The sequence below is a fragment of the Acetobacter sp. genome (assembly GCF_047723915.1).
Lineage (GTDB): Bacteria > Pseudomonadota > Alphaproteobacteria > Acetobacterales > Acetobacteraceae > Acetobacter.
On record NZ_JBDOBQ010000018.1, the window covers coordinates 18,317 to 30,603 of the forward strand.

Below are 12,287 nucleotides of genomic sequence, written 5' to 3' on the forward strand. Positions count from 1 at the left end.
CCATGTCCGTCGTGACTGAAAAGGTCGGAGCAACCCATGCCGGTGTGCTGGCTGCCCTGCATGAGCAGTGTTTTGCACCGGCCGATCGGTGGAGTGCTGCCGCCATGGCCGAACTTCTGGCGCAGCCCGGAGTCGAGGCCACGATCCTGTGCGAAACCGCCCAGCCCTTGGGTTTTCTCATGCTCCGTCATACCCTGGACGAAGCCGAAATTCTGACCCTGTGTGTCGTGCCAGACGCCCGGCGGCGCGGTCTGGCCCGCCATCTGCTGACCCACGTCCTGAACGGCGCGCGGTGCGATCTGGGGGTGGAAACGGTTTTTCTGGAAGTATCGGTCAGCAACCCTGCCGCCACGCATCTGTATGCCTCGGCCGGATTTACCCGCCAGGGGCTGCGCAAGACCTATTACCCCGACGGAAGCGATGCGCTTGTCCTGGCCTGGACCTGTGGTTCCGGCGCAGGGGGCTGAACGCGGAACAGACGCGGCAGGGCACATTTGGCATGGGCCTGCAAGGCGGCCCGAAACCGGACAGGCGCAGGGTTGGTGTACCTACGGGGTACGCAGTCCGGCTTATTCACGCAGACGTTAAAATATTTGAATATCTAAAATTCTAAAACTGTATAAAAGTACTTTTAGCGAATAAGAAGAAGGGGTCAACCCTCTCTCCCCGCCGGGCCCGTACCGCGTGTCGTTCGCGGTACGGCTGGATCATGGTGTCCACTCAAACAAGGGTTCAAAGGGCTCTGGCCCCGATATCGGTGCGCCAGACCGCACCCGGCCAGGAAATGGCTTTTACCCCCGCATACGCGCGGGCCTGTGCCTGTGCGACGGTCTGCCCCAGCGCGCACACCGCCAGAACGCGCCCGCCTGCCACAACCAGTTCCCCCGCCATGTTCTGGCGCGTACCTGCCTGGAATACATACACGTCTTCCAGCGCCTGGGCGTTGTCCATGCCCTGAATGACGGCACCCTTTTCGGGCTCGCCCGGGTAGCCGCGCGCCGCCATGACAACACAGACCGACGCCTGGTCGGAAAAAGTGATGGGGGTCGTATCCAGCCGGTCCTCGGCCAGCGCCTTGAGTGCCGGCAGCAAGTCCGATGTCAGGCGGGGCAGCAGGGCTTCGGCTTCGGGGTCACCGAACCGGACATTGTATTCGATCAGCGACGGGCCATGCCCGGTCAGCATCAGCCCCGCGAAAATCACGCCCCGGAAGGGCGTGCCGCGCCGCACCATTTCGCGCAGCATGGGGCGCACCAGCAGGTCCAGTGCCGCTTCCTGCGCGTCGGGGCCAAAGCCCCTGGGGGGGGACACAGCGCCCATACCCCCGGTATTGGGCCCGGTATCGCCATCGCCAATGCGCTTGTGGTCCTGCGCCGCGCCGATCAGGGTTGCGGTCTCCCCCGCGCAGAACGCGAAAAGAGAGACCTCTTCCCCCACAAGGCAGTCCTCGATCACGACGCTGCGCCCGGCATCGCCCAGTGCGCCGCCGGTCATCATGTCGGTAATGGCGGCTTCGGCCTGTGCAACGTCGACTGCCACCACCACGCCCTTGCCGGCGGCCAGTCCGTCGGCCTTGACCACAATGGGCGCACCCTTGGCCCGCACATAGGCAATGGCCTGTGCCGCGTCGGTAAAGCGTTCCCATGCGGCGGTGGGAATGCCCGCCGCATCGCAGACTTCCTTGGTAAAGGTCTTGCTGCCTTCAAGCTGGGCGGCGGCGGCGCTGGGGCCTGCGCAGGCCAGCCCGGCCCGGGCGCAGGCATCGGCCAGCCCGGCCACCAGCGGGGCCTCGGGGCCGGGCACCACCAGGTCGACCTGCTGTTCGCGGGCAAAAGCGACCAGGGCCGTCACGTCATGCACGCCAATGGGCACATTGACGCCAAAAGCCGCCGTGCCGGGGTTGCCCGGTGCTATGAACAGGGCCGAGAGGTCGGGCGAACGCGCCAGTGTCTGGGCCAGGGCATGTTCGCGCCCGCCCGATCCAACCAGAAGTACGCGCATTCTTTTTCTCCCGCTTTCCATGTCCGCTCTTTCAGGGCGAGCGTCTGTAGCATAGGTTGGCGCAATGCACGAAGAGCCAGGACGCAATCCCCCCGCCCAGGGCCCCAATGGCGGCAATATTCCCGAATACAGCGTATCCGAAATTTCGGGTGCGATCCGCCGCACGTTGGAAGGTACGTTCGGCCGTGTGCGTGTGCGCGGCGAAATTACCGAGTTCAAGCGCTACCCGTCGGGGCATCTGTATTTTTCGCTCAAGGATGAGCAGGGCAAGATTTCGGGCGTGGTGTGGCGCGGTTCCGTCTCGCGCCTGGGGCTGGTGCCCGAGAACGGCGTCGAAATTATCGCCACAGGCAAGATCTCGGCCTATGGCGAACGGTCGAGCTACCAGCTTGTGGTCGAGCGCATGGAATACGCGGGCGAGGGCGCGTTGCTGGCCCGGATCGAGCGCCTGCGCCTGAAACTGGCCGAGGAAGGCCTGTTCGACACCGAGCGCAAGTGCACCATACCGCTGCTGCCGCGTGTGATCGGGGTCGTGACATCGGCCCAGGGTGCCGTGCTGCACGACATTCGCACTACCCTGAGCCGCCGTTTTCCCCGCCCGGTGCTGGTCTGGCCGGTGCCTGTGCAGGGCGAGGGCGCGCCTGCCCAGATTGTGGCGGCCATAGCCGGGTTCGACCGGCTGGACGGCACAGGCCCCATTCCCCGCCCCGATGTGCTGATTATCGCGCGCGGGGGCGGTTCGCTCGAAGACCTGATGGCCTTCAATGACGAGAGCGTGGTGCGGGCGGCGGCGGCCTGCCGTATTCCGCTGATTTCCGCCGTGGGGCACGAGACAGACACCACGCTGATCGACTTTGCCGCCGACCGCCGCGCCCCCACTCCCACCGCGGCGGCGGAAATGGCCGTGCCCGTGCGTACCGAACTGCTGGCCGATATCCAGCACAGGGCGGCGCGCGCGCTGGGGGCGCTGTCGCGGCTGCTCCAGGGGGGGCGGCTCAGGCTGGACCGCGCGGCAGGCGGCCTGCCCGACCTGCCCGGCCTGTTGCAGACGGCCCGCCTGCGGCTGGATGAAAGAAGCCACAGGCTGGGTGTTGCGCTGCCAGCCCTCGCGCAGCGCCGCCGGGCCGATCTGGTGGCGGTGGAGCGGCGCATGCCGGCGGTGGAAACGCTGCTGGCCGGGCGTGGCACGCGGCTTGCGGTTCTGGGCAACGGGTTGCAGGCAGGGCTGCGCAACACGCTCCAGCGCCAGAGTGGGCGCCTGGGCCAGGCGCGGGTCACACCAGCCCCGCTCATGGCCATCCTGCGCGAGAAGCATCTGGCCATGAACGGGGCCGGGCGGCAGCTTGAGGCCGTGTCCCCCCGGGCGGTGCTGGCGCGGGGCTACGCTCTAGTCACGTCGGGCGGGCACCCGGTTACGCAGGCGACGGGGCTGAAGGACGGGCAGCGGGTGGAACTGACCTTTGGCGACGGCACGCGGGATGCCACCATAGGCCGTGGCGGCGGCCTGCCGGTGCAGGGTGCGCTGGATTTCTGAACGTCTGCTGATTGGAGTCCCGCTAGCCGGATTCCCACAGCCAAACTCCCACTGGCCAAATTTCTGTGGACCAAACTCCGGCTGACCGGGGGGCGGGCCACGGGTCCGGTCAGCGCTGGTGCGGATGTCCCGCAGGCCGGACCGCATGACCTGCGGTGCGGCCCCGCTGTTGCCCCCCCCTGTTGAGCCTCCTGTTGAGCCCCTTTTGTATCGGGGCTATGCTGCCTGCCAGAAAAACGCGGCGGGGTGTCATGCCGTGTTGAAAGGCTGAGCGCATGGTCCGGTTGTTTCATCGCATTGTGGTTGTCCCCGGCCTGCTGGCCAGCCTCGGGCTTGTCGCGGGGTGCGCCAACACCGCGCAGCCCGCGCGCATACCGCCGCAGAGCTTCGCCCCCGGGCTGAACGCCGAAACCGCGAACCCCAATGAAAGTGCTCTGAAGAACGACCCCTCCGCCCCCACGGACACGCCGCTATGCGGCACCGCCGCGCGGGAGGCCATGGCCATGGCGGTGCAGAACTATCCGCAGCCGCTGGCAGTGGGCAGCGCCTGCACGCAGAATGCGTGTTTCAACACCCAGACCGGCACCTATATCGCAGCCGACGGCACGCGCCGGGTCTGCCGTTAAGCTAACCGCCGGGTGCGGCGCAGGCTGGCTTCTGCCTGCTGTGCCGGGCGTTCGGGGCGGGGCGTTCGGTGGCGGGTGTACAAAGGTCATATCCGGGGTCATGCCTGGGGCCATGCCCGGCCCGGCTTGTGTGCGAAGCTCTTTCCCGCCCGGCGTTTTGCTGGTAGGGGAAGACAGTTCGCGAGAGTGACGGAACGGTAGACGTAGTCGACTCAAAATCGACCGCCGCAAGGCATGGGGGTTCGAATCCCCCCTCTCGCACCATTTTTCCCCATCTCCGGCCAGAGGTCATGAACGCCCCTTTCCCTTCCGTGCTGTCCCGCCCGGCCACCCGCCCGCTCAATCCGTGTTTTTCCTCCGGCCCGTGCGCCAAGCGCCCCGGCTGGGATGTGTCGGCTCTGGCCGGTGCGCTGGTGGGCCGTTCGCATCGCTCGGCGGAAGGGCGCGCGCGCCTGAACGAGGTTATTGTCCGGTCGGCGGCCATTCTGGGCGTGCCCGAGGACTGGCGGGTCGGGATCGTGCCCGCGTCGGATACCGGGGCGATGGAAATGGCGCTGTGGTCCCTGCTGGGCGCGCGCCCGGTGGACGTGCTGGCGTTCGAGAGTTTTTCGGCCCTGTGGGCGCAGGATATCGTCTCGCAGCTCAGGCTGGACAATGCCCGCGTGCTTGAAGCGGAATATGGCAGCCTGCCCGATCTGGCGCAGGTGAACTGGGCGCATGATGTCGTGCTGGCCTGGAACGGCACCACATCGGGCGTGTGCCTGCCCCATGCGGATGTGATCCCCCCCACCCATGACGGGCTGGTGATCTGTGACGCCACATCGGCCGCGTTCGCCATGGACCTGCCATGGGACCGGCTGGATGTGGTCACGTGGTCGTGGCAGAAGGCGCTGGGGGGTGAAGCCGCACATGGCATGATTGCCCTGTCCCCGCGTGCGCAGGCCCGGCTTGCGACTTTCCAGCCCCCGCGCGCCCTGCCCAAAATCTTCCGCCTGACATCCAAAGGTGCGCTGATCGAAGGGATTTTCAAGGGGGACACCATCAACACCCCGTCCATGCTGTGTGTCGAGGACGCGCTGGACAGTCTGGAATGGGCACGCTCCGCTGGCGGTCTGGAGGGGCTGAAAGCCCGCAGTCAGGCCAGTCTTGCAGCGGTCAGCGAATGGGTGGCCCGTACGGACTGGGTGGAGTTTCTGGCCCGCAACGAGGCCGAGCGCTCATCCACCTCCATCTGCCTGCGCATTGTCGCCCCCTGGTTCCTGGCACTGGAACGCCCGGCCCGCATGGCGGCGCTGAAAAAAATGCTGGCGGTGCTGGAAAACGAAAAAGTGGCTTTCGATATCGGCAGTTATCGCGACGCGCCTGCTGGCCTGCGTATCTGGGGCGGGGCCACGGTCGAACCGGCCGATGTCGCGGCCCTGCTGCCCTGGCTGGACTGGGCCTTCGCCCAGATCGTGCCCGCCGCATAAAGGCGCGGGCTGCCCCAGAACCAAGGGGGGTGGTCAGGCGGAGTTTTCCGTTCTGGCCACCCCCTTTTTTCGTACATTGCCCCGTAGCATAACTGCATGGGGGCGGTTTTGTGCCCGCCTGGGGTGCCAGACAGGGCTCGCCGCTTTCTGTCTGGCAATGCTCTGAAACAGTGGCCCGACCCGCAGGGGGGCGCGGGGTTTGTTCAGGCCGGGGTCGGGGTGGGGCTGTCGGCCACCCCCCATGTCTGGTATCCGGGCTGTTTTATCCGTGTCTGGCCCGCCCGGTTTGTGGGCCCGACTTGCAGGGGTGCCTTGCAGGATCGGTTTTGCGGGCCCGGGTGAAGGGCCCGTCCGGTCTGGTCAGGGCCGCCAGCGGGTGGCCTGTTCCAGAAGTTTTGCAAGTACGGCACGGGTTTTGCCGGTTTTGGCCTCATCGATCGGCCAGGGTGCTTTTTCATGCGCGAGATAGATGTGCTGGGCTTTTTCAAGCTGAATGGCATGAATGTTCTGCCCGGGCTGGCCGTAATGCCGCGTGGTATACCCGCCTTTGAAGCGGCCATTCAGAACATGGGAAAAATCCTTTTCCTGTTCTGCTGTTTGCAGAACATCGGTCATAAGCCCCGCCGCGCAGGCCGCGCCGTCATTGGTGCCGAAGTTCAGGTCCGGCAGGGTGCCTTCGAACAGGCGCGGCACTTCGGTCTTGATGGAATGGCCATCCCATAAAACCGCCCAGCCCCACTGCGCTTTCAGTCGTGCCAGTTCCGCGGCCACCGCATCGTGGTAGGGCTGCCAGTAGCGGATGCGGCGTTCCTCTATTTCCGCGGCGTCCGGGGCCTGGCCGGGCAGGTAGATGGCGCTGCCGTCAAAGCTCAGTTCCGGTACAAGCCCGGTCTTGGGCCGGCCGGGATAAAGCCCCGCATCGTCCGGCCCACGGTTGAGGTCGATGACATAGCGCGAATAATTGGCCCGCAGCACGCCAATGCCCAGATCGGGCGCGCAACTGTAAAGCTGCTCCATATACCAGTCCGTATCGGGCAGTTGGCGGCCGTATTCCGTCATGCGTTCGGCCATGCCGGGGGCCAGTTCCGTACCCGCATGGGGCAGGGTGACAAGAACAGGTGCGGCGCCCTGCGTGAACGTGAAAACAGGTGCGGTCATGGGCGCTGTGTCTCCTGTCAGGAACGAAGGGTCGTGATAGCATGGTGGAACGCGGCTGTAATGCGGCTTTCATCCACATGGCGGCCATCCTGCACCACCCAGGCGCCATGGCACAGCACATCGCTGACCGGCAGGGTCGGGCAGGCGAACAGCGCGCTGTCCAGAACGGCGTCGCCCTGCAGGCCGGGCAGGGACAGCCCGTCCTCGCGCAGGATACAGGCGTCGGCCCGCTGGCCAACGGCAAGCTGGCCCGCGTTCTTGCCCAAGGTGTGGGGGGGCGTGCCCGCTTCTGGCGCGCCTGCCAGCCCGGAGGGCACCCCGGAGGCCACTCCGGGAGCCTGTTCGGACACCAGCCCGCAGGCCTGCGCGCCACCGGCCAGTGCCTGGGTGTACAGAAAGCGCCCGACCGAACCCGTCATGCCCGTGGGCAGGGCCTGGCACCGTTTCTGGGTGGCCAGTCTCTGCCCGTATTCCAGCAGGCGCAGTTCTTCGGCTGCGTTCAGCAGCACGTTGCTGTCGCTGCCAATGCCAAAACGCCCGCCCGCATCGATATAGTCCGCAAGCGGGAACAGCCCGTCGCCCAGATTGGCCTCGGTTATCGGGCACAGCCCCGCAACGGCGCCTGAATGCGCAAGCCGCGTGGTTTCCTGTGCGTCCAGATGGGTGGCGTGTACCAGGCACCAGCGGTCATCCACCGGCATTTCATCAAGCAGCCACGCCACCGGTCTGCGACCCAGTGCCGCCATGCAGTCCTCGACTTCCTTGACCTGCTCGGCAATGTGGATGTGAACGGGGCAGGTGGGCGGGGCCAGACGCAGCATTTCACGCATGTCGTCCCCGCTGGCGGCGCGGAGCGAATGCAGGGCGACCCCCGCCGTGACAGCAGGGTGATCGGGGTAGGTCGCGACAATGTCGGATATGACGCGCGCAATGAAATCCGGTGTGCTGGCAAAGCGTTTTTGTTCAGGGGCCAGCGGGCGGCCAAACCCTGCATGGCGATACAGGGTGGGCAGCATGGTCATGCCAATGCCCGCCTGCCGTGCGCCCTCGATCACGCTCAGCGCCATCTGCGCGGGTTGGGCGTAGGGCGTGCCGTCGGGGGTGTTGTGCAGGTAATGGAATTCCGCCACCTGCGTATACCCGGCCTTGAGCATGTCCATGTACAGTCTTGCGGCAATGGCGCGTAGCGTATCGGGCGTTATGCGTGCCGCCAGCGTGTACATCTGGTCCCGCCAGGTCCAGAAGGAATCCGACGGGTGGTGCCGTGCCTCCGTCAGCCCGGCCATGGCGCGCTGGAACGCGTGCGAATGCAGGCTGGGCAGCGGCGGCAGGGCGATATCGGCCCGCATGTCCTGCGGCTGTGGCGAGACCTGGGCTTCCACCTGGGTGAAAAACCCCCGCGCGTTGAAGGTCAGGCGCACATTGTCGTGCCACCCGTCGGGCAGCAGGGCCTGTTTGGCAAAAAAGGAAGAAAAACCCGCCGACTGAGACATGGACCCGCCTGTTTGGAGATCGGTTTTCTGGAAGACCGTTGCGTTACGATGCGCTTAGAACTAGACATGTATAGACGTATGAGGTCAAGGGCGGTATCGGGAGACGCGCATGTGGGATCGGTTGTGGATCGACGTCAATCTGGCGACGGACGCTACAGGAACCGGGCAGCCGGGGGGCGATGATTTCAGCATCATCCGCGACGGTGCCATTGCCGCCAAAGACGGTGTCATTGCCTGGGTGGGCCCGCGCGCGGATCTGCCCGGCACGCCCGAAAGCCTGGCGGGGGAGGTCATCTCCTGCCATGGCCAGTGGATGACGGCCGGACTCGTGGACCCGCATACCCATCTTGTGTTCGGTGGCGATCGCAGCGGCGAATTCGCCGAACGCCTGCAGGGCGTCTCCTACCAGGAGATTGCGCGCCGGGGGGGCGGTATTCTGTCCACCGTGCGCGCCACGCGCGATGCGAGCGAGGAAGACCTGCTCGACAGCACGCTCAGGCGTGCCCGCACGCTGGTTGAAAACGGCGTGACCACGGTAGAGATCAAATCCGGTTACGGCCTGCGGCTGGAGGATGAACTCAAGCAGTTGCGCGTTGCCCGTGCGGTGGGGCAGCACCTGCCGCTGCGTGTGCATACGACGTTTCTGGGCGCGCATGCCCTGCCGCCGGAATTTGCCGGGCGGCAGGCGGATTACGTCACCCATCTGTGCGAGGACATGCTGCCCGCCGTGGCGCAGGCCGGTCTTGCCGACAGTGTCGATGCGTTTTGCGAAACCATTGCCTTCACCCCTGCCGAGGTCGAACGGATTTTTACGGTCGCACGCGGCCTGAACCTGCCCCTGCGCCTGCATGCGGACCAGATGTCCGATCTGGGCGGCAGCGCGCTGGCCGCCCATTGGGGCGCGCTGTCGGCCGACCATGTGGAATACGCGACCGAAGCCGGGGCCCGCGCCATGGCGGCGTCGGGCACGGTGGCCATGCTGCTGCCCGGCGCGTTCTATTTCGTGCGGGAGGAAAAGCTGCCCCCGGTGGCCCTGTTCCGCGAACACGGGGTTGCCATGGGGCTGGCCACGGACTGCAATCCCGGCACGTCGCCCATCCTGACCCCCACAGGGGTCATGAACATGGCCTGCACCCTGTTCCGCCTGACCCCGGGTGAGGCTCTGGCCGGGCACACCCATATTGCGGCGCGGGCCCTCGGGCTGGGTGATACGGTGGGTCGCCTGCGGGTGGGCATGGCCGCCGACATGGCGGTGTGGGACGTCGCAGGCCCGCATGAACTGTCCTACTGGATCGGTGGCGTGCGGCCTACGGCGCGCGTGTTCGCGGGCCAGGTGGGCTGATTATTCATTTCGGCAGTGGTTAAGGCGTGCTGGCCTATGGCACTATAGGGTTTCTTTTCTGGGGTGGGGTGAAATCGTGTCGCAGGTTCTAGGGAGAGATAAGCCCGCAGCCCGGTATGAACAGGTCAAGCTGTATATTACCGAGCAGATCGAAACCGGCAAATGGGGCATTGGCCACCGCCTGCCGTCCGAAAGCGAGCTGGTGGAACAGCTTGGCGTCTCGCGCATGACCGTCCACCGCGCCCTGCGGGAACTGACGGCAGAAGGTGTCGTGACCCGTGCGCAGGGCGTGGGCACGTTCGTTGCGGAACCCGCGCAACGGGTCGAACTGCTGGAACTGCGCGATATTGCGGACGATATCCTGTCCAACGGCCATGTGCACAGCACCCGCATCATCGCACTCGATAGCATCCGGGCCGATAGCGACCTTGCCACCGCCTTCGGGCAGAGGCCGGGTGCCCGGCTGTACCATTCCATTATCGTTCATTACGAGGACGACACCCCCCTGCAGGTGGAGGAGCGTTTCGTGTCCTCCCACTTCGCGCCGGACTATCTGGATCAGGATTTTTCCCAGACCCACCCGCACCGCCACCTGTCCGCCATTGCCCGGCCGGAGGAAATCGAACACGTGGTGTTCGCCGTCACCCCCAGCCTGGATATCTGCCAGTTGCTGGAACTGGACGAGCCCGAGGCCTGCCTGCAGCTCATGCGCCGCACCTGGGTGGACGGGCGCGTGGTGATGAAGGGGATCTTCACCTATTCAGGCAGCCGCTACAGTTTTGTAGGGCGTTACCGGCCCTGACCGGGCGGGGGCGCAAGCCCCGCCCCACCCTTTGTGCGTGGCCGATACGGGCATAAAAATAGTGCCCGGCACAAAGGTTTTTCCGACATAAGGCAGATCGTTACGTTTTCAAGTTGACAGGGGCGCCTGACCTGCGGCACATGAATGTATATACAAGTACAGTCAAGGTGTGCGCCATGAGTAGCCCAACGTCATCCCGCCTTTCCAACGATCGTGTCATCCGCGCGGCCCACGGTTCGCAACTTACCGCGAAAACCTGGCAGACCGAGGCAGCCCTGCGCATGCTGATGAACAACCTGGACCCCGAAGTGGCTGAAAAGCCCTCCGAACTGGTTGTTTATGGTGGAATCGGCCGTGCAGCCCGTAACTGGGAATGTTACGACCGCATTGTCGAAAGCCTGACCACGCTGGAAGCGGACCAGACCCTTCTTGTCCAGTCCGGCAAGCCAGTGGGCGTGTTCCGCACGCATGAAAATGCGCCGCGTGTGCTGATCGCCAACTCCAACCTGGTGCCGCACTGGGCGAACTGGGACAAGTTCAACGAACTCGACCGCGCCGGCCTGATGATGTACGGCCAGATGACTGCGGGTTCGTGGATCTATATCGGCAGCCAGGGCATTGTTCAGGGCACGTACGAAACCTTTGTCGAAATGGGTCGCCAGTATTACGGCGGCGATCTGACCGGTCGCTGGATTCTGACCGGTGGCTTGGGCGGCATGAGCGGCGCGCAGCCTCTGGCCGCTGTCATGGCCGGGGCATCCATGCTGGCCGTGGAATGTGAACCGGGCCGCATCGAAAAGCGCCTGCAGACCGGCTACCTCGACCGCAAGGTGGACACGCTGGACGAGGCGCTGGAAATTATCGATGCCGCCTGCAAGAGTGGCAAGCCCGTCTCTGTCGGGTTGCTGGGCAACGCGGCCGAAGTGTTCCCCGAACTGGTGCGGCGCGGTATCCGCCCCGACGGCGTGACCGACCAGACATCGGCCCATGATCCGCTCAATGGCTACCTGCCAGCGGGCTGGACCCTCGAACACGCCGAGAAAATGCGGATTACGGACCCGGCCGCGGTTGAGAAAGCAGCCAAGGAGTCCATGAGGCTGCATGTCGAAGCCATGGTGGCGTTCCACCGCATGGGTGTTCCGACCTTCGACTACGGCAACAACATCCGCCAGATGGCGTTTGAAGTCGGCTGCGAGGATGCGTTCGCATTCCCCGGTTTTGTTCCGGCCTATATCCGCCCGCTGTTCTGCCGTGGCGTGGGTCCGTTCCGCTGGGCCGCACTTTCGGGCGACCCGGAAGATATTTTCAAGACCGACGCCAAGGTCAAGGAACTGCTGCCCGACGACAAGCACCTGCACAACTGGCTGGACATGGCGCGCGAGAAGATTCACTTCCAGGGTCTGCCGTCGCGTATCTGCTGGGTGGGTCTGGGCGACCGTCATCGCCTTGGCATGGCGTTCAACGAAATGGTGGCCAAGGGCGAACTCAAGGCCCCGATCGTCATCGGTCGCGACCATCTGGACAGCGGCTCCGTCGCCAGCCCCAACCGCGAGACCGAAGCCATGCGCGACGGTTCGGACGCCGTGTCCGACTGGCCGCTGCTCAATGCGCTGCTCAACACCGCTTCGGGTGCGACGTGGGTTTCCCTGCACCATGGCGGCGGCGTAGGCATGGGCTTCTCGCAGCATTCGGGCATGGTGATCGTGGCTGACGGCACGGAGGAAGCGGCCCAGCGCCTTGAACGCGTGCTGTGGAACGACCCCGCGACCGGCGTCATGCGCCATGCCGATGCGGGGTACGACATTGCCGTATCCTGCGCCAAGGAAAAAGGGCTCGATCTGCCCATGATTACAAAAGGCTGA

10 protein-coding genes and 1 tRNA gene are annotated in these 12,287 nt (G+C 65.3%); 8 read left to right on the plus strand and 3 right to left on the minus strand.

Annotated elements, in window-relative coordinates; translation table 11 throughout:
• The first annotated feature begins 11 nt into the window (after positions 1–11).
• On the plus strand, positions 12–467 hold the full coding sequence (gene rimI, locus ABF990_RS10270; RefSeq protein ID WP_415506600.1) for a ribosomal protein S18-alanine N-acetyltransferase: 456 nt from the start codon (positions 12–14) through the stop codon (positions 465–467).
• 265 nt (positions 468–732) lie between these two features.
• On the opposite strand, the gene purD is transcribed toward rimI, so the two are convergent.
• Positions 733–2,001, minus strand: a complete 1,269-nt coding sequence (gene purD / locus ABF990_RS10275) for a phosphoribosylamine--glycine ligase (protein WP_415500621.1) — start codon at positions 1,999–2,001, stop codon at positions 733–735.
• Positions 2,002–2,065: 64 nt separating this feature from the next.
• Here purD and xseA point away from each other — a divergent pair, with 64 nt between their 5' ends.
• The 4 genes from xseA to ABF990_RS10295 all read left to right on the plus strand — a co-directional run bounded on the left by xseA (position 2,066) and on the right by ABF990_RS10295 (position 5,630).
• Complete coding sequence (xseA, locus tag ABF990_RS10280) at positions 2,066–3,535, plus strand: exodeoxyribonuclease VII large subunit (RefSeq protein WP_415500620.1); 1,470 nt, start codon at positions 2,066–2,068, stop codon at positions 3,533–3,535.
• A gap of 275 nt (positions 3,536–3,810) precedes the next feature.
• The gene (locus ABF990_RS10285; RefSeq protein WP_415491080.1) at positions 3,811–4,161 is read left to right on the plus strand and encodes a hypothetical protein; all 351 of its coding nucleotides are present in this window, start codon (positions 3,811–3,813) and stop codon (positions 4,159–4,161) included.
• 180 nt (positions 4,162–4,341) lie between these two features.
• Positions 4,342–4,425: transfer RNA gene (locus tag ABF990_RS10290), tRNA-Leu, on the plus strand.
• Between the two features lie 26 nt (positions 4,426–4,451).
• Positions 4,452–5,630: a phosphoserine transaminase gene (locus ABF990_RS10295; RefSeq protein ID WP_415491079.1), complete on the plus strand. Its 1,179-nt coding sequence runs from the start codon at positions 4,452–4,454 to the stop codon at positions 5,628–5,630.
• A gap of 360 nt (positions 5,631–5,990) precedes the next feature.
• Here the strand turns inward: ABF990_RS10295 and hutG are convergent, their stop codons facing one another.
• Positions 5,991–6,788: an N-formylglutamate deformylase gene (hutG, locus tag ABF990_RS10300; protein WP_415491398.1), complete on the minus strand. Its 798-nt coding sequence runs from the start codon at positions 6,786–6,788 to the stop codon at positions 5,991–5,993.
• Between the two features lie 17 nt (positions 6,789–6,805).
• Positions 6,806–8,281, minus strand: a complete 1,476-nt coding sequence (locus tag ABF990_RS10305; protein ID WP_415491397.1) for a formimidoylglutamate deiminase — start codon at positions 8,279–8,281, stop codon at positions 6,806–6,808.
• A gap of 109 nt (positions 8,282–8,390) precedes the next feature.
• On the opposite strand from ABF990_RS10305, the gene hutI reads away from it, so the two are divergent.
• The 3 genes from hutI (at position 8,391) to hutU (ending at position 12,287) form a co-directional block, all read left to right on the plus strand.
• The gene (gene hutI / locus ABF990_RS10310) at positions 8,391–9,623 is read left to right on the plus strand and encodes an imidazolonepropionase (RefSeq protein WP_415491396.1); all 1,233 of its coding nucleotides are present in this window, start codon (positions 8,391–8,393) and stop codon (positions 9,621–9,623) included.
• A 76-nt stretch (positions 9,624–9,699) separates the two neighbouring features.
• Positions 9,700–10,425, plus strand: coding sequence for a histidine utilization repressor (gene hutC / locus ABF990_RS10315; RefSeq protein ID WP_415491395.1), 726 nt, complete (start codon positions 9,700–9,702; stop codon positions 10,423–10,425).
• A gap of 176 nt (positions 10,426–10,601) precedes the next feature.
• Positions 10,602–12,287 carry a urocanate hydratase gene (gene hutU / locus ABF990_RS10320; protein ID WP_415491394.1) on the plus strand — a complete coding sequence of 562 codons (1,686 nt, stop codon included), beginning with the start codon at positions 10,602–10,604 and terminating at the stop codon, positions 12,285–12,287.

Bases quoted from the DNA above. Each gene is read 5' to 3' on its own strand.
- purD (WP_415500621.1), bottom strand. From the start codon at position 2,001: ATGCGCGTACTTCTGGTTGGATCGGGCGGGCGCGAACATGCCCTGGCC.
- xseA (WP_415500620.1), top strand. From the start codon at position 2,066: ATGCACGAAGAGCCAGGACGCAATCCCCCCGCCCAGGGCCCCAATGGC.
- ABF990_RS10285 (WP_415491080.1), top strand. From the start codon at position 3,811: ATGGTCCGGTTGTTTCATCGCATTGTGGTTGTCCCCGGCCTGCTGGCC.
- ABF990_RS10295 (WP_415491079.1), top strand. From the start codon at position 4,452: ATGAACGCCCCTTTCCCTTCCGTGCTGTCCCGCCCGGCCACCCGCCCG.
- hutG (WP_415491398.1), bottom strand. From the start codon at position 6,788: ATGACCGCACCTGTTTTCACGTTCACGCAGGGCGCCGCACCTGTTCTT.
- ABF990_RS10305 (WP_415491397.1), bottom strand. From the start codon at position 8,281: ATGTCTCAGTCGGCGGGTTTTTCTTCCTTTTTTGCCAAACAGGCCCTG.
- hutI (WP_415491396.1), top strand. From the start codon at position 8,391: ATGTGGGATCGGTTGTGGATCGACGTCAATCTGGCGACGGACGCTACA.
- hutU (WP_415491394.1), top strand. From the start codon at position 10,602: ATGAGTAGCCCAACGTCATCCCGCCTTTCCAACGATCGTGTCATCCGC.